We start from the raw sequence: 15,698 nt of genomic DNA, 5'->3' as shown, positions 1-15,698 counted from the left end.
TGTGGACGAGGATGGCTCATGGCGCAGGTGACGGGCATTGGCGGTTTCTTCTTCCGGGCGCGCGATCCCGATTGGCTCAAGACCTGGTATGCGGAACATCTGGGCGTCGACAGCGCGCCGGTCTGGACGCAGCAGGCCGGGCCGACCGTGTTCGCGCCGTTCGCCGCTGAAACGGACTATTTCGCCGCCGACAGGCAATGGATGCTCAATCTGCGCGTCGACGATCTCGATGCGATGATCGCCAGGCTCCGAGAGGCGGGGATCGCCGTCGAAACCCGCGCCGAGTGGGACGCCCATCCAGAGGTGGGCCGCTTCGCGCGCATCCACGATCCCGAAGGCAATCCGATCGAACTCTGGCAACCCGGGAGCGGATAGACGCGATGCCCTGCCGCTTGCCCGGCCACCGCGCGCGTGCTTGGATAAGGTCATGCGCAAGACCCTGAAGATCCTTCACACGATCTCGGCCTGCGGGCTGATCGGCGGGCTCGCCTGCTACATGATCCTGCTCGCCGTCGCGCCGCAGGATACGGCGGCGGCCTATGCCGACCTGCGCCGGTCGATCCAGACCATCAGCGACTGGGTGCTGGTGCCCTCGCTTGCGATCGCGCTGGTCTCGGGCCTTCTGTCGATGGTCGTTCACAAGCCGTTCATGGACAAGGGCTGGGCCCTGCTGAAGGCGGCGATGGGCATCCTGATGTTCAAGGGCGTGCTGACGGTGATCGCCGCCGAAGCCAAGCACGCGGCGACGCTCGCCCAGAGGATCGCCGATGGCGAGCCGGCCCAGGACCTGTTGCAGCAGGCGATCGCAAGCGAATGGGCGGCGTTGTGGACGGTGATGGCGCTGTCGGTGGCGAACGTCGTGCTCGGCATCTGGCGCCCGCGCCTGTCGCGCAAGCCGGCAGTTCAGGGCCATCGCGTCCGGTCCGCGCCGGTCGACACGGCAGGCAACGCACGGGCGGAACCGGTCGCCGAGGATCGCCCCGCGCGGGCCGCCTGAGCGGCCGTAGCGATCGAACGACCGCGCCTGTCGGGCCGACGGTCTCAGTGCAGGATGATCTCGCCGTCGACCTTGCGCCACTCGCCGGGGCTGATCATCCGCTTGTGCACGTAGCGCACCGAATGCAGCGGGCCGTCCAGGTTTTCCTCCCAAAAGTCCAGGAACCGGTACATCTCGGGGAATTTCGGCGCCAGATCGTAATGCTGCCAGATGAAGGTCTGAAGGATGCCCGGATGGTCGGGCATGCGATAGAGAATGTGCGCCGTCGTCAGGCCGTAGCCTTCAAGCTGCCGTTCCAGATCGCCATGCATCGTCTCAAACACCTCTCATTCTGATGAGCGATCGGGTGATCCTGCTGACCTGATGGTAAACAGTCAATGAATACAATAAGATAGCAGCGATCGACGGCGAGTGCTGCCAGCCCCGCGGGTTGGGCGCCCCGGGCGCTCCGCAATCCCCCTGCAAATAGCGGGGCCGATTTGGATTCGGGCACCGGAAAGCCTATATATCTTGGGCAATTGACCGCTGATTCGCGCCCGGCGCGCCGATCGCGGAAAACGAGAAAAAAGGCCCGCATGAGCGATCCGGCACATCCCCTTCCCGAACCGAGCAATGGCGACTACGGCGCCGATTCGATCAAGGTCCTCAAGGGCCTGGACGCGGTGCGCAAGCGTCCTGGCATGTATATCGGCGACACCGATGACGGCTCGGGCCTGCATCACATGGTCTACGAGGTGGTCGACAACGCCATCGACGAGGCGCTGGCCGGCCATGCCGACAAGGTGACCGTCACGCTCAATGCCGACGGGTCGGTCACGGTGACCGACAATGGCCGCGGCATCCCGGTCGACATTCACGAGGGCGAGGGCATTTCGGCCGCTGAAGTGATCATGACGCAGCTCCACGCGGGCGGCAAGTTCGACCAGAATTCCTACAAGGTCTCGGGCGGGCTGCACGGCGTCGGCGTCTCGGTGGTCAACGCGCTGTCGGTCTGGCTGAAGATGAAGATCGGCCGCAACGGCAGGTTCCACGAGATGAGCTTCACGCACGGCGTCGCCGACGCGCCGCTTGCGGTGACCGGCGATTCGGCCGGGCATACCGGCACGGAGATCACCTTCATGCCGTCGTCGGACACGTTCTCGAAGACCGATTTCGACTTCGGCACGCTCGAGCACCGGCTGCGCGAACTGGCATTCCTCAATTCGGGCGTGCGGATCGTGCTGACCGATGCACGCCACGCCGACGTCAAGCAGGTCGATCTGATCTACGAGGGCGGTCTTGAAGCCTTCGTGCGCTGGCTCGACCGCGCCAAGAAGCCGCTGATCGAGCGGCCGATCGCCATATCCGGAGAGCGCGACGGCATCACCGTCGAGGCGGCGCTGTGGTGGAACGACAGCTACCACGAAAACGTCCTTTGCTTCACCAACAACATCCCGCAGCGCGACGGCGGCACGCACATGGCCGGCTTTCGCGGCGCGCTGACGCGGCAGGTCAACGGCTATGCCGAATCTTCGGGCCTTGCGAAAAAGGAAAAGGTCTCGCTGACCGGCGACGATTGCCGCGAAGGGCTGACCTGCGTGCTGTCGGTGAAGGTGCCGGACCCGAAATTCTCGTCGCAGACCAAGGACAAGCTGGTCTCCTCGGAGGTCCGGCCGGTGGTCGAAGGGCTGATCAACGAGGCGCTCGGCGAGTGGCTGGAGGAAAATCCGGCCGAGGCCAAGACGCTCGTCTCGAAGGTGGTCGAGGCGGCCGCGGCGCGCGAGGCGGCGCGCAAGGCGCGCGAACTGACCCGCCGCAAGGGCGCGCTCGACATCACCTCGCTGCCCGGCAAGCTCGCCGACTGCCAGGAACGCGATCCGGCGAAATCCGAGATCTTCATCGTCGAGGGCGATTCGGCGGGCGGGTCGGCCAAATCCGGCCGTTCGCGCAAGAACCAGGCGATCCTGCCGCTGCGCGGCAAGATCCTGAACGTCGAGCGGGCGCGCTTCGACCGGATGCTGTCGTCGGACCAGGTCGGCACGCTGATCACCGCGCTGGGCGCGGGCATCGGCAAGGACGAGTTCGACCCCGACAAGCTGCGCTATCACAAGATCATCATCATGACGGACGCCGACGTCGACGGCGCCCACATCCGTACGCTGCTTCTGACCTTCTTCTTCCGGCAGATGCCCGAGATCATTGAGCGCGGGCATCTCTATATCGCCCAGCCGCCGCTCTACAAGGTGACGCGCGGCAAAGCCTCGCAATATCTCAAGGACGAAGGCGCGCTCGAGGACTATCTGATCGATGTCGGGCTCGAGGACGCGGTGCTCGAGATCGCCGGCGGCGACATTCGCGCCGGCAACGATCTGCGCGCGCTGATCGAACTGTCTCTGCACGCCCGCACGCTGATCGACGGGCTTCATTCGCGTTACGACCGCGCCGTGGTCGAGCAGGCCTGGCTGGGTGGCGCGCTCGATCCGGCGCTTCTGACCGATCTGGGTCGGGCCGCCAACATCGCGACCGGTGTGGCCGAACGGCTCGACACCATCTCCGAGGAAACCGAGCGCGGCTGGACCGGACGGATCAACCCGTCGAACGAGGGCGATGGCGGCTTCATCTTCGAACGCACCGTGCGCGGCGTGAAGGAGGCGGTCGTGCTCGATGCCGGCCTGATCCAGTCGGCCGACGCAAGGGCGATGATGGCGGTGCTGCCCCGGTTCGAGGGATCATTCGATGCGCCGGCCACGCTGCGCCGCAAGGACACGAGCCGCACGATCAACGGACCGCGCGACCTGATCGAGGCGGTGTTCGAGACCGCCCGCAAGGGGCTGACCCTCCAGCGCTACAAGGGACTTGGCGAGATGGATGCCGAACAGCTCTGGGCGACCACGCTCGATCCCGAGGCCCGCTCGCTGCTTCAGGTCAGGGTCACCGACGCGACGGACGCCGATACGCTGTTCAGCCGGCTGATGGGCGACGAGGTCGAACCGCGCCGCGAGTTCATCCAGGACAACGCGCTTTCGGTCGCCAATCTGGACATCTGACGAAAAGGCCGGCCACTGGGCATCGCCGGGGCCGGCCTTCTTTCATGTCGTTCGGGCCAAATCAGGCCGCGGCGCGCATGCCGCCGCGCGAGCGCTGGCCGCGCCGGCGCGGCCGGGCACCCGACGGGCGTCTCGGCTTGTCCCGGGCCTCGGCCGGCTTCGTCCACGGTTTGCCGCCGGCGACCGGGATCGACGCGCGCAGCACCTTCTCGATGGCCTTGAGCGAAGCCGCTTCCTCGGCCGAGCAGAACGCCACGGCCCGGCCCTCGGCGCCGGCGCGCGCGGTGCGGCCGATCCGGTGCACATAGCTCTCGGCGACATTCGGCAGGTCGTAATTGTAGACATGGCCGACGCCGGCAATGTCGAGTCCGCGCGCGGCAACGTCGGTGGCCACCAGAATGGTGATGCGGCCGTCACGGAACTGGGCGATCGTCCGCTCGCGCTGGTTCTGGCTCTTGTTGCCGTGGATCGAGCCGGCCGAGAAGCCGGCCTTGACGAGCTGCTTCATCATCCGCTCGGCGCCGTGCTTGGTGCGCGCGAAGACCAGCGAGCGCTCGTCCTTGTGGGCGGCGAGCAGCGACTTGAGCAGGGCCAGCTTGTCGGACTGGCCGACGAAATGAACCTGCTGGTCGATCTTCTCGACGGCAAGGCCGGGACGGGCCACTTCGACCCGTACCGGATCGCTCTGGTAGCTGCGCGACAGCGATTCGATCTGCGCCGGCATGGTCGCCGAAAACAGCATCGTCTGCCGCTCGGCCGGCAACAGCCGCGCGATGCGCTTGAGCGCGTGGATGAAGCCCATGTCGAGCATCTGGTCGGCTTCGTCGAGCACGAGATAGCGGGTTTCGTCGAGCGACAGCGCCTTGCGCTCGATCAGGTCGATCAGCCGGCCAGGGGTGGCGACCAGGACATCGGGTCCCTTGCGCAGGGCGTCGGCCTGCCGGTTCATCGAGGCACCGCCGACGACGAGCGCGACCTTGAGATGCGAACCGCGCGCAAAGCCGATCAGCGTGTCGGCAATCTGCTTGGCCAGTTCGCGGGTCGGCGCGAGCACAAGGCCCACGGGCCGCTTGGGCGCCGGCTTTACGCCGATCGCGCCGAGCGCCTGCAACAGCGGCAGACCGAAGGCGGCGGTCTTGCCGGTACCGGTCTGGGCGAGGCCCATCACGTCGCGACCTTCAAGGGCGTGCGGGATGGCCTGAGCCTGGATCGGTGTGGGTTCGACGAGGCCGAGCGTCTCGAGCCGGCCGACGAGGCGGGGCGAAAGCCCCAGCGATTGAAAGTCCATGTAAATTCCTTCTGGCGGACCATCGGCCCGCATTGACATATGGCCGGTGCCCGCTCTTCGGGTCCCGGTCCTGATCGCATGCGCACAAACCCGACCGGCGAGCCCTTGGCTCAAGCCTGATCTGGCGCGGCTTCCTGCGTGAGTGGGGAAACAGTGTTCGAAACGCCCGACATGGGACACGGATGTATCAACTGCTCACGCGGCAGTGGGCGGACGCTTTCCGTCAGATCGGCCTTCTGCGGCGATAAGTCAAGGCATACGTGACGCTTTTCGGCCGGCGTGGTGAACGCGCGCGCAAAAATGACGCCGATGTGCTAGGCTCTGCGCGCGAGAAAGGGCGATGCGGCATGAAGCAGTCGAGCGGCGATTTCCTCGGCGTTCCCGGCTACTGGACCCTCGAGGACCTGGCCTTGGCGGGCAAGGTGGTGATGTTCGAGTGCGTCCATTGCGGCCACACGGAAATCCTCGACATCGCCGCGCTGGCCAGCCGGCACGGTCCGCAGACCCGGGTCAACTTCTTCAAGCGCAACATGGCCTGTTCCCGTTGCGGCAAGACGGGCATGCACGGCGAAGGCGACTGACCGCCCGAAACCTTGCGATGATGCAACCGGGTGTTTTTGCCCTCATACTATGGTATGGGCGAAAAGACGCAGCGCAGGGGACGACCACAGTGCTTCAAACACCCGCGACAGCCAAGCGCCGCTTTCAGCTCATCCTGATCAAGCCGTCGCACTACGGCAATGACGGCTACGTCATCCGCTGGGCACGGTCGATCATTCCGTCCAACTCGCTCGCCGCCGTCTACGGAATCGCGGCCGAATGCGCCGATCAGCGCGTTCTCGGGCCGGATACGGAGATCGACATCGATGCGATGGACGAGACCAACACGCGCATCGACGTGCCGGGACTCGTCAAGCGGCTTGCCGAGCACAACAATTTCGGCCTCGTCGCGCTGGTCGGCGTGCAGTCGAACCAGTATCCGCGCGCGCTTGATCTGGCGCGCCGCTTCCGTGACGCCGGCGTTCAGGTGGCGATGGGCGGATTTCACGTCTCGGGCTGTCTTGCGATGCTCGACGGGCATGCGGTGGATCTCGACGCCTGCCGCGATCTCGGCGTCGCGATGTTCACGGGCGAAGCGGAAGGCCGGTTCGACCTGATCCTTTCGGACGCCGCGCAGGGCCGGCTCGAGCCGGTCTACGACTACATGAACGATCTTCCCGGCATCGAGGGCACACCGGCGCCGTTCCTGCCCAAGCGCTACGTCGAGCGGACGGTCGGCCATTCGACCAGTTTCGATGCCGGCCGAGGCTGCCCTTACCAGTGCTCCTTCTGCACGATCATCAACGTGCAGGGACGCAAGTCGCGTTACCGGTCGGCCGACGATGTCGAGCGGCTCGTGCGGATGAACTGGGAGCAGGGCATCCACAGATTCTTCATCACGGACGACAATTTCGCCCGCAACCGGGAATGGGAATCGATCTTCGACCGGCTGATCAAGCTGCGCGAGGAGGACGGCATCCCGCTCGGCCTGATGATCCAGGTCGACACGCTGTGTCACAAGATCGACGGTTTCGTCGAAAAGGCCAAGCGGGCCGGGGTGACGCGCGTCTTCATCGGGCTCGAGAACGTCAATCCTGACAATCTGATCGCCGCCAAGAAGCGGCAGAACAAGATCACCGAGTACCGCAAGATGCTGCTGGCCTGGAAGGCGGAAGGCATCATCACGCTGGCCGGCTACATCCTGGGCTTTCCCGGCGACACGCCCGAGACCATCCGCCGCGACATCAAAATCCTGCAGGAGGAATTGCCGCTCGATATCGTCGAGTTCTTCAACCTGACGCCGCTGCCCGGCTCCGAGGACCACAAGGTGCTCTGGGAAAAGGGTGTCGACATGGACCCCGACCTGAACGCGTACGATCTGCACCACGTCGTCACGGATCATGAGCGGATGAGCCGGGAGGAATGGCTTGCGATCTACCACGAGGCCTGGCGGCTCTATTACACGCCGGACCACATGAAGCGCCTGCTGCGGCGTGCCGCGGCGACCGGCGTTCCGATCACCAGCCTGGTCAAGCTGCTCGTGCAGTTCGAGACGACGATCCGGCTCGAGGACGTCCATCCGCTGGAATCGGGCATCCTGCGCCTGCGCCATCCCGACGAGCGGCGGCCGGACCTTCCGCGCGAGAGCGCATTCGTGTTCTGGCCGCGGCTTGCCTGGGACACGGTCCGTATCCACGTTCTGTTCGGCGCCGCGATTGCCCGGTGCGCCTTCTGGGCGATGCGGATCGCTCGTGATCCGGCCTCGAAGGACTATACCGACACGGCGCTGACGCCGGTCGCCGACGAGGACGATCTGGCGCTTTATTCGGCAACCACCGGCGGCGCGCAGGCCGTGGCCCACTCGAAGAAGGTGGCCGAACTCACTGCCAGGGGCTGAGCCGGCCGACCAACCGAGCCTTTCGGCACCAGCAACCGAGGGCGCGACGGCCGGAATTCGGGCGGATGCGGCAGCTTGTCATCTCCTTTTGCTGCGGTGCGGGAACCATATCGGCTCCGAAAGGTTGTCGTCATGGCCGAATCCGCATTCGATCCGTTCATCCTGTCGCGCATCCAGTTCGCGGCTAACATCTCGTTCCACATTCTGTTCCCGACGATCACGATCGCGCTGGGATGGGTGCTGCTCTATTTCAAGCTTCAGTACAACCGGTCGGGCGACCAGGCGTGGATGAGCGCCTATTTCTTCTGGGTGAAGGTCTTCGCGCTGTCGTTCGCGATGGGCGTCGTCTCCGGGATCACCATGAGCTTCCAGTTCGGCACGAACTGGCCCGGCTTCATGGAAACGGTCGGCAATGTCGCCGGTCCTCTGCTTGCCTACGAGGTGCTGACCGCCTTCTTCCTCGAAGCGGTCTTCGTCGGCATCATGCTGTTCGGCTTCCGCCGCGTTTCCAACCGCGTGCACACGCTCGCCACCTTCCTTGTCGCCTTCGGCACGACGATGAGCGCCTTCTGGATCCTGGTCCTCAATTCGTGGATGCAGACGCCCGCCGGTTTCGAGATGCGCGACGGTGTCGCGCACGCCACCGACTGGTGGGCGATCGTTTTCAACCCGTCCATGCCTTACCGGTTGGCGCACATGCTGCTGGCTTCCGGTCTGACGGTGGCGTTCGTGATCGCCGGCGTCTCCGCGCTGCGCTACCTGCTCGGTGACCGGTCGTCCCCGATGCGCAAGGCGCTGAACACCGGCGTCGCGCTCGGCGCCATTCTCATCCCGATCCAGATTTTCGCCGGCGACCTGCACGGGCTCAACACGCTCGAGCACCAGCCGGCCAAGATCGCCGCGATGGAAGGCCATTGGGAGACCAAGAGCCGCGCCCCGCTTATCCTGTTCGCCCTGCCGGACGAGGACACGCGCGAGAACAATCTCGAGATCGCCATTCCGGGCCTTGCCAGCCTGATCCTGACCCATTCGCTCGACGGCGAGGTGCCGGGGCTGAACGACTTCGTGCTCGAGGATGGAACAGTGAAGCATCCGCCCGTCGTGCCGGTCTTCTTCGCCTTCCGCATCATGGTCGGCATCGGCGTGCTCATGCTGCTGGTCAGCTGGACGGCGAGCTGGTTCCTGTGGCGCCGGCGCGCCAGCGAAGAGGCGCTGCCGCGCTGGCTGGCCCTCGGACTGGTCCCAATGGCGCTTTCCGGCTGGGTCGCGACCCTTTCGGGCTGGTACGTTACCGAGATCGGCCGTCAGCCCTGGCTCGTCACCGGTGTGATGACCACCAAGGATGCGCTCGGTCCGGTCGCCGGCGGCATGGTCCTGTCGACGCTGCTCGCTTATCTGGCGGTCTATGTCCTGCTGCTCGGCGCCTATATGTTCGTCATCGTCCGGCTCGCCATCAAGGCGGCGCGGGCCGGCGGCACGGAACGGCCCGATGCCGGACCGGCGGGCGGCACGGCCATTCCCGGCGGCCCCGATGCGATGCCGCAGCCGGCGGAGTGAATGCGATGGATATCAGCCTGCTCTACCCCTATCTGCCGGTCGTCTTCGCCGCCCTGATGGGCATCGCGATCCTCGTCTATGTGGTCCTCGACGGGTTCGATCTGGGTGTCGGCATCCTGTTCGCCGTGGCGCCCGCCGGCGACCGCGACCGCATGATCGCCTCGATCGGACCGTTCTGGGACGCCAATGAAACCTGGCTGGTACTGGCGATCGGTATCCTGCTGGTGGCCTTTCCCATCGCGCACGGGCAGATACTGACCGCGCTCTACCTGCCCGTGGCGATCATGCTGATCGGCCTGATCGCGCGCGGCGTCGCCTTCGAGTTCCGGGCCAAGGCCAACGATGACGAGAAATGGCTCTGGAACCGCGTCTTCTTCGCCGGGTCGCTCGTCACAGCGCTCAGCCAGGGCTACATGCTCGGCGCCTATGTCCTCGGCCTGCGCAGCGATGTGATCGCGGTGCAGTTCGGTCTCGTCGTCGCGCTGTGCCTGACGGCGGGTTACGCGGCCATCGGTGCGGCGTGGCTGATCTACAAGACCGAAGGAGACCTGCAGAAGCGCGCGGTCGGCTGGATGCAGCGGGCGCTGCTGCTGGCGCTCGTCGGCATGATCATCATTTCGCTCGCGACCCCGTTTGCCAGCCCGCGCATCTTCTATCGCTGGTTCTCGGTCCCCGAAATCCTGGCGCTCGCGCCGTTGCCGCTGATGACGGGCTTCCTGTTCGCCTTCCTGTTCTGGCAACTCGCCTTCCTGCCCGACCGCAACGACCGGTTCTCGCTCGTCCCTTTCATCGGCATGACCGGCATCATGGTGCTCGGTTTTGCCGGGCTCGCCTACTCCTTCTACCCCTATGTCGTTCCCGAGAAGACGACGATCTACGAGGCTGCGGCGGCGCCCGAGAGCCTGATCATCGTGCTCGCCGGCGCGCTGGTCGTCATTCCGGTGATCGTCGCCTACTCGATCTTCGCCTACCGGGTGTTCGGCGGCAAGGCGACGGAACTCCGCTATGACTGAACCGCGATTTCCGGCAGATCGGCGACGCGCTACATCGTCACCATGACATCGCTTCCCGAAGGCGTCCGGGACTTTCCGGGCGCGCTCGACCCGGACGCACAGGCCGCCCTGGTCGCCGACATCAGGGCGGTCGTCGAAAAGGCGCCGCTGTTCACGCCCGTCATGCCGCGCACCGGCAAGCCGATGAGTGTGCGCATGAGCAATTGCGGCCCGCTCGGATGGGTGACGGACAAACAGAACGGCTATCGCTACCAGCCGACCCATCCGGTGACCGGCGAGGCGTGGCCGGCCATGCCGCCGAGCATCGTGGCGCTCTGGGACCGTTTTGCCGGCTACGAACATCCGCCAGAAGCCTGCCTTGTCAACTTCTACGCGCCCGATACCAGGATGGGCCTGCATCAGGATCGCGACGAGGCCGACTTCGACGCGCCCGTCCTGTCGGTTTCGCTGGGGGATGATTGCCTGTTCCGGGTCGGCGGATCGACACGCGGCGGCAAGACGGTTTCGCTGAGGCTTCAATCGGGCGATGTGCTGGTCCTGGGCGGTGCCTCGCGCCTCGCCTATCACGGCGTCGACAGGATCTATCCGGGCACCTCGATGCTGCTCAAGCAGCCCGGCCGTATCAACCTGACGCTGAGACGGGTGACGAAGCCTTCAGACTGAGGCAGCTTCCCCGATGGAGCGCGATCAAAGCTTCCTGAGCAGCACCGATTCGACCAGATGGTTCGAGCCCTTGCGCAGGATCAGGTCGGCGCGCGGGCGCGTCGGCAGGATGTTCTCGCGCAGGTTCTTCAGGTTGATGTTCGCCCAGAGGCCTTCGGCGATCGCGCGGGCGGCGTCGGCCGACAATTGCGAGTAGCGATGGAAGAAAGATTGCGGATTCCTGAACGCGGTTTCGCGCAGCCGCATGAAACGCTGGACGTACCAGTCGTGGATCATGGTCTCGTCGGCGTCGATATAGATCGAGAAGTCGAAGAAGTCGGACACGAACGGGATCGTCCTTCCGTCCTCGGGCAGATCGCGCACCTGCAGGACGTTGATTCCCTCGAAGATCAGGATGTCCGGCCGGTCGATGGTCAGATATTCGCCCTGGCGCACATCGTAGGTCAGATGCGAATAGAGCGGCGCGGAGACCTTGCCCTCGCCCGCCTTGATCGCCGACAGGAACTTCAGGATCGTGGCGACATCGTAGCTTTCGGGGAAACCCTTGCGCTCCATCAGGCCGCGCTTGCGCAACTCGGCGTTGGGCAACAGGAAGCCATCGGTCGTCACCAGCGCGACCTTGGGGCTCGACGGCCAGCGGGCGAGCAATTCCTTGAGCACGCGCGCCGTGGTCGACTTGCCGACCGCCACCGAGCCGGCGATGCCGATGATGAAGGGCGTCTTGATCGCCTCGGGAAAGTTCAGGAAGTGCTTGCGCTGCTGAAAGAGCGCCTGTGACGATTCAACGTGCGCTGAAAGAAGCCGCGAGACCGACAGATAGATGCGGCGGACCTCCTCGAGGTCGACCGGGTCGTTGAGCGAGCGCAGCCTTTCGACCTCATCGGCGCTCAGCGTCAGCGGCGTGTCGGCGCGGAACTCGGCCCAGCGTTCGGCGGTGAAGTGACGATAGGGCGACAGGTCGCCGCCCGAGAGTTGGTCGGCGAGCGAGAGGCCGTCGGTGGTCATGTCGAGACTGTCGGACGCGATCCCTGTGGCCTGTTCGGCGCTGTCGGCGTTGCGATCCATGGGTCAATCCCCGTCGGTCGGCAGCGATGGGCGCCTTTATGCGTCGCGGGCGGCCTTTTCCGCAAGTCCACTTTGGGCGGTGCGCCGTTCGAGCTCGGCCAGCACTTCGTCGAGCGTCACCGACCGCGTGTGGCAGAGAACGAGCCAGTGGTAGAGCAGATCGGCGCTTTCGGCGATCAGCGCCTCGCGGTCCTCGCCGAGCGCGGCGATCACTGTCTCCAGCGCCTCCTCACCGAACTTCCGGGCGGCCTTCTCCGGGCCTGCGGCAACCAGTTTCGCCGTCCAGGATTCATCCGGACTGGCGCCGGCACGCGCGGCGACGATGCGTTCGAGATCACGCAAGGAAAATTCGGTCATGGCCGTCTATGCCGCCGGATCGAGCCGGACCGCAAGTCCGGCTTCGGCCATGTGCGCCTTGGCCTCGCCGATCGTGTGGGTGCCGAAATGAAAGATCGAGGCGGCGAGAACGCCGGTGGCATGACCATCGCGCACGCCCTCGACGAGATGGTCGAGCGTGCCGACGCCGCCCGAGGCGATCACCGGCACGCGCACCGCATCGGCAATCGCGCGCGTCAGCGCGATGTCGAAGCCGGCCTTTGTTCCGTCGCGATCCATCGAGGTCAGCAGGATTTCGCCGGCGCCCAGATCGACGGCCTTCTTTGCGAACGCGACCGCGTCGATGCCCGTCGGCGTGCGCCCGCCATGGGTGAAGATCTCCCAGCGGTCCGGTTCACCGTCGGCGGACACCTTCTTGGCGTCGATGGCGACCACGATGCACTGGTTGCCGAACTTGTCGGCGGCTTCGGCGACGAATTGCGGGTTCCTGACGGCGGCGGTGTTGATCGAGACCTTGTCGGCGCCGGCGAGCAGCAGCTTGCGGATGTCCTCGATGGTGCGCACCCCACCGCCGACCGTCAGCGGCATGAAGCAATGCTCGGCCGTGCGCGCGACGACGTCGAAGATCGTCTCGCGATCGTCCGACGAGGCGGTGATGTCGAGAAAACATAACTCGTCCGCGCCCGCCGCGTCATAGGCCCTGGCGGCCTCGACCGGATCGCCCGCGTCGATCAGATCTACGAAGTTGACGCCCTTGACGACGCGGCCGTCCTTGACGTCGAGGCACGGTATCACACGGGCTTTCATGGTCATTTTCCGGGCTCCGCGATGCCCTTGTAAAGCGCGGCAAGGTCGAGCGTTACCCCCAGACCGGCCAGTTCCACCGGAGTGGTCGTAACGTCGGTGGTCGCGGGCTTGCCGAAAGCGCCATCATCGTCGCGCGACCACAGCCAGATGCGCGGCTCGTCCTGTGACAGGATCAGATAGTGGCGCAGCGACGCGATCGCGAGATATTCGTCCGCCTTGGGGCCGAAATCGTCGCGCATGGTGGCCGGCGACAGGATCTCGGCGATGAGCAGCGGTTCGGCGGTCGCCAGCGCCTTGCCGTCGCCGCCCGCCGGCTCGACGATCACATCGGGAAAACGAACGCCGCTTGCCGTCCGGACGCCGAAATCGGCCGAGCCGATCATGTACTCGTCGGTTCCAAGCTGGCTGGTCAGGGCAAAGAGCAGCCGGTTCGCCAGATTGGCGTGATTGCGCGTCACATTGATCATCAACTCGACCACCCGCCCGTGCACGAATTCGCGCTTGCCCTCGCGCCCTTGGTTCCAGCGCAGGAATTCGTCCGGGGTCGTCGGCCATTTGTCCTGGATGTTCATGGGTTGATCATAGCACGGCTCGGCGCGCCCTGTCGCGCGCCCGTCAGGTGAACAGGCCCTCGTCCGGCGGCAATATGCCCTTGAGAACGCCGAGCGCGATCTGCGGGTCGATGCGCCCGTCATAGAGCGCGCGGCCGGATATGGCGCCCTCGAGCCGCTCGGCGTCGGGCATGACCATGCGCACCACATCGGCCAGCGAGGCAAGGCCGCCCGAGGCGATCACCGGAATCGAGACCGCGTCGGCCAGATCGATCGTCGCGTCCCAGTTGATGCCGGACAGTACGCCGTCGCGGTCGATATCGGTGAAGACGATGGCGGCGACGCCGGCGCCCTCGAATCGTTTCGCCAGTTCGATCGCGCCCAGTTCGGAGGTGTCGGCCCAGCCTTCGACAGCCACCTTGCCGCCCTTGGCGTCGATGCCGACGGCGACCTTGCCCGGGAAGGCCTTGCAGGCCTGGCGCACCAGGTCGGGATCGCGCACCGCCGCGGTGCCGAGGATCACGCGGGCAAGGCCCTTGTCGAGCCAGCCCTCGATATCGGCCATGGTGCGGATGCCGCCGCCGAGCTGCACCGGGTTCTTCGTCGCCGCAAGGATCGCCTCGACCGCCGCTCCATTGACGCTCTCGCCCTTGAACGCACCGTTCAGATCGACGACGTGCAGCCAGCCGAAGCCCTCATCCTCAAAGGCCTTCGCCTGCGCGGCCGGGTCTTCGTTGTAGATCGTGGCCTGCTCCATGTCGCCGAGCTTGAGCCGGACGCATTGGCCGTCCTTGAGATCGATGGCGGGGAAGAGGATTTTCGTGCCGGTCATGGCGTCCAGCCCAGGAAATTTCCGATCAGGGCCAAGCCGAGGGTCTGGCTCTTTTCGGGATGAAACTGCGTGCCGGCCAGATTGTTCCGCGCGACGACCGCCGTCACCGGCCCGCCATAGTCGCAGGTGGCGACCACGTCGCCGGCATCTTCGGCCGCCAAGTGATAGGAATGGACGAAATAGGCATGCCAGCCGTCCGGACCGGTGCGGATGCCGGCCAGCAGCGGGTGATCGCGCGCCACATCGAGCGTGTTCCAGCCGATCTGCGGGATGCGCAGGTCCGGATCGGCCGGGGTCATCAGCGTGACGTCGCCGCCGATCCAGTCAAAGCCCGGCGTGACGGTCTTTTCGAGCCCGCGCGTCGCCATGAGCTGCATGCCCACGCAGATGCCCAGAAACGGCCGGCCCCTGGCGATGACCGCCTCGTCGATCGCCTCGTGCATGCCGGGCACCGCATCCAACCCGGCGCGGCAGTCGGCATAGGCGCCAACGCCCGGAAGCACGATCCGGTCGGCGCTTGCGACCCGCTCCGCGTCGGCGGTGACCTCGACCTGCGCATTCAGGCCGCGTTCGCGGGCGGCGCGCTCGAACGCCTTGTGCGCCGAGCGCAGATTGCCCGAACCATAGTCGATGATCGCAACGCGCATCAGCGATTCACCCCGCCCGGCGCGGCGAACAGGAAATCGGGCGTCTCGGCGGCCGCCAGGCCGCGGCCGGGCACCATGTCCGCCTTCAGCGGCGCCGCGTCATTGGTTGCGGCGTTCATGGCGACGAACCGCAGCTCGGCCTCGTCGCGGGTGTCGGCGTCGACGATGTCGGCAAGCCGGTAGCCACGCAGCCGCGCCGCGCCGATGCGCCAACCCTGCGCCTCGAGCCCGACGAAGGCGCCCAGCAGCAGGTTGAGCGGCAGGCCAAGCAGCGCCCATTGCGGATCACGCGCCAGCAGGGCGAGCGCGACCGAGGCCGCCAGCACCGCCAGCGCGGCGATCCACAGCCGATGCCAGATCAGCCAGAAAAGCGGAAACAGGAAGGCGAGCAGCGAGAACCCGTCGCGGATCGTCAGCACCGCCGGGCGGTTCGCCGACGGCGTGGCATCCTCGTGCCGCAGGATCACATAACGCGCCAT

The 15,698-nt window shown here is 65.8% G+C and carries 17 protein-coding genes; 8 read left to right on the top strand and 9 right to left on the bottom strand.

The annotated features are described in order from the left end of the window. Positions 1–18 precede the first annotated feature (18 nt). Positions 19–375, top strand: a complete 357-nt coding sequence (locus E0E05_RS00995) for a VOC family protein (protein ID WP_131614992.1) — start codon at positions 19–21, stop codon at positions 373–375. A 52-nt stretch (positions 376–427) separates the two neighbouring features. Next, positions 428–997, top strand: a complete 570-nt coding sequence (locus E0E05_RS00990; RefSeq protein ID WP_131614991.1) for a DUF2269 family protein — start codon at positions 428–430, stop codon at positions 995–997. Positions 998–1,041: 44 nt separating this feature from the next. Here the strand turns inward: E0E05_RS00990 and E0E05_RS00985 are convergent, their stop codons facing one another. Then, positions 1,042–1,308, bottom strand: coding sequence for an usg protein (locus E0E05_RS00985; protein WP_039724248.1), 267 nt, complete (start codon positions 1,306–1,308; stop codon positions 1,042–1,044). A 264-nt stretch (positions 1,309–1,572) separates the two neighbouring features. Here E0E05_RS00985 and gyrB point away from each other — a divergent pair, with 264 nt between their 5' ends. After that, positions 1,573–4,023 (top strand): DNA topoisomerase (ATP-hydrolyzing) subunit B, encoded by a 2,451-nt coding sequence (gene gyrB, locus E0E05_RS00980; protein WP_131614990.1) that lies wholly within the window; start codon positions 1,573–1,575, stop codon positions 4,021–4,023. 61 nt (positions 4,024–4,084) lie between these two features. Here the strand turns inward: gyrB and E0E05_RS00975 are convergent, their stop codons facing one another. Next, positions 4,085–5,311 (bottom strand): DEAD/DEAH box helicase, encoded by a 1,227-nt coding sequence (locus E0E05_RS00975; RefSeq protein WP_131614989.1) that lies wholly within the window; start codon positions 5,309–5,311, stop codon positions 4,085–4,087. A gap of 347 nt (positions 5,312–5,658) precedes the next feature. Here E0E05_RS00975 and E0E05_RS00970 point away from each other — a divergent pair, with 347 nt between their 5' ends. From E0E05_RS00970 to E0E05_RS00950, 5 genes are all read left to right on the top strand, one after another. Next, the gene (locus E0E05_RS00970; protein ID WP_131614988.1) at positions 5,659–5,892 is read left to right on the top strand and encodes a hypothetical protein; all 234 of its coding nucleotides are present in this window, start codon (positions 5,659–5,661) and stop codon (positions 5,890–5,892) included. A gap of 89 nt (positions 5,893–5,981) precedes the next feature. Further along, positions 5,982–7,748, top strand: a complete 1,767-nt coding sequence (locus tag E0E05_RS00965; protein ID WP_244597861.1) for a B12-binding domain-containing radical SAM protein — start codon at positions 5,982–5,984, stop codon at positions 7,746–7,748. A 132-nt stretch (positions 7,749–7,880) separates the two neighbouring features. Next, complete coding sequence (locus E0E05_RS00960; protein ID WP_131614987.1) at positions 7,881–9,305, top strand: cytochrome ubiquinol oxidase subunit I; 1,425 nt, start codon at positions 7,881–7,883, stop codon at positions 9,303–9,305. A 5-nt stretch (positions 9,306–9,310) separates the two neighbouring features. Continuing rightward, positions 9,311–10,318, top strand: a complete 1,008-nt coding sequence (locus E0E05_RS00955) for a cytochrome d ubiquinol oxidase subunit II (protein ID WP_192900426.1) — start codon at positions 9,311–9,313, stop codon at positions 10,316–10,318. A gap of 42 nt (positions 10,319–10,360) precedes the next feature. Beyond that, positions 10,361–10,981 (top strand): alpha-ketoglutarate-dependent dioxygenase AlkB family protein, encoded by a 621-nt coding sequence (locus E0E05_RS00950; protein ID WP_131614986.1) that lies wholly within the window; start codon positions 10,361–10,363, stop codon positions 10,979–10,981. A gap of 24 nt (positions 10,982–11,005) precedes the next feature. Here the strand turns inward: E0E05_RS00950 and coaA are convergent, their stop codons facing one another. The 7 genes from coaA to E0E05_RS00915 all read right to left on the bottom strand — a co-directional run bounded on the left by coaA (position 11,006) and on the right by E0E05_RS00915 (position 15,698). After that, complete coding sequence (coaA, locus tag E0E05_RS00945; protein WP_131617836.1) at positions 11,006–11,986, bottom strand: type I pantothenate kinase; 981 nt, start codon at positions 11,984–11,986, stop codon at positions 11,006–11,008. 96 nt (positions 11,987–12,082) lie between these two features. Continuing rightward, positions 12,083–12,403, bottom strand: coding sequence for a phosphoribosyl-ATP diphosphatase (locus E0E05_RS00940; protein WP_131614985.1), 321 nt, complete (start codon positions 12,401–12,403; stop codon positions 12,083–12,085). A gap of 6 nt (positions 12,404–12,409) precedes the next feature. Then, complete coding sequence (hisF, locus tag E0E05_RS00935) at positions 12,410–13,195, bottom strand: imidazole glycerol phosphate synthase subunit HisF (protein WP_131614984.1); 786 nt, start codon at positions 13,193–13,195, stop codon at positions 12,410–12,412. Then, the gene (locus E0E05_RS00930) at positions 13,192–13,761 is read right to left on the bottom strand and encodes a Uma2 family endonuclease (RefSeq protein WP_158629237.1); all 570 of its coding nucleotides are present in this window, start codon (positions 13,759–13,761) and stop codon (positions 13,192–13,194) included. Before E0E05_RS00930 ends, hisF begins: the two co-directional genes overlap by 4 nt. Before the next feature lie 43 nt (positions 13,762–13,804). Further along, positions 13,805–14,572 carry a 1-(5-phosphoribosyl)-5-[(5-phosphoribosylamino)methylideneamino]imidazole-4-carboxamide isomerase gene (hisA, locus tag E0E05_RS00925; RefSeq protein WP_131614982.1) on the bottom strand — a complete coding sequence of 256 codons (768 nt, stop codon included), beginning with the start codon at positions 14,570–14,572 and terminating at the stop codon, positions 13,805–13,807. Continuing rightward, on the bottom strand, positions 14,569–15,219 hold the full coding sequence (gene hisH, locus E0E05_RS00920; protein WP_131614981.1) for an imidazole glycerol phosphate synthase subunit HisH: 651 nt from the start codon (positions 15,217–15,219) through the stop codon (positions 14,569–14,571). Before hisH ends, hisA begins: the two co-directional genes overlap by 4 nt. Further along, the gene (locus tag E0E05_RS00915; RefSeq protein WP_131614980.1) at positions 15,219–15,698 is read right to left on the bottom strand and encodes a DUF2628 domain-containing protein; all 480 of its coding nucleotides are present in this window, start codon (positions 15,696–15,698) and stop codon (positions 15,219–15,221) included. Before E0E05_RS00915 ends, hisH begins: the two co-directional genes overlap by 1 nt.

The organism is Roseitalea porphyridii, from assembly GCF_004331955.1.
In the GTDB taxonomy this organism is placed as follows: domain Bacteria; phylum Pseudomonadota; class Alphaproteobacteria; order Rhizobiales; family Rhizobiaceae; genus Roseitalea; species Roseitalea porphyridii.
This window is presented reverse-complemented; position numbering and strand designations above follow the sequence as displayed.

Coding starts and splice junctions, on each gene's coding strand:
- E0E05_RS00985 (WP_039724248.1), bottom strand. CDS start 1,308: ATGCATGGCGATCTGGAACGGCAGCTTGAAGGCTACGGCCTGACGACG.
- E0E05_RS00930 (WP_158629237.1), bottom strand. CDS start 13,761: ATGAACATCCAGGACAAATGGCCGACGACCCCGGACGAATTCCTGCGC.
- E0E05_RS00940 (WP_131614985.1), bottom strand. CDS start 12,403: ATGACCGAATTTTCCTTGCGTGATCTCGAACGCATCGTCGCCGCGCGT.
- E0E05_RS00960 (WP_131614987.1), top strand. CDS start 7,881: ATGGCCGAATCCGCATTCGATCCGTTCATCCTGTCGCGCATCCAGTTC.
- E0E05_RS00990 (WP_131614991.1), top strand. CDS start 428: ATGCGCAAGACCCTGAAGATCCTTCACACGATCTCGGCCTGCGGGCTG.
- hisF (WP_131614984.1), bottom strand. CDS start 13,195: ATGACCATGAAAGCCCGTGTGATACCGTGCCTCGACGTCAAGGACGGC.
- E0E05_RS00955 (WP_192900426.1), top strand. CDS start 9,311: ATGGATATCAGCCTGCTCTACCCCTATCTGCCGGTCGTCTTCGCCGCC.
- E0E05_RS00970 (WP_131614988.1), top strand. CDS start 5,659: ATGAAGCAGTCGAGCGGCGATTTCCTCGGCGTTCCCGGCTACTGGACC.
- E0E05_RS00950 (WP_131614986.1), top strand. CDS start 10,361: ATGACATCGCTTCCCGAAGGCGTCCGGGACTTTCCGGGCGCGCTCGAC.
- hisA (WP_131614982.1), bottom strand. CDS start 14,572: ATGACCGGCACGAAAATCCTCTTCCCCGCCATCGATCTCAAGGACGGC.
- E0E05_RS00915 (WP_131614980.1), bottom strand. CDS start 15,698: ATGGCGCGTTATGTGATCCTGCGGCACGAGGATGCCACGCCGTCGGCG.
- gyrB (WP_131614990.1), top strand. CDS start 1,573: ATGAGCGATCCGGCACATCCCCTTCCCGAACCGAGCAATGGCGACTAC.
- coaA (WP_131617836.1), bottom strand. CDS start 11,986: ATGACCACCGACGGCCTCTCGCTCGCCGACCAACTCTCGGGCGGCGAC.
- E0E05_RS00995 (WP_131614992.1), top strand. CDS start 19: ATGGCGCAGGTGACGGGCATTGGCGGTTTCTTCTTCCGGGCGCGCGAT.
- E0E05_RS00975 (WP_131614989.1), bottom strand. CDS start 5,311: ATGGACTTTCAATCGCTGGGGCTTTCGCCCCGCCTCGTCGGCCGGCTC.
- hisH (WP_131614981.1), bottom strand. CDS start 15,219: ATGCGCGTTGCGATCATCGACTATGGTTCGGGCAATCTGCGCTCGGCG.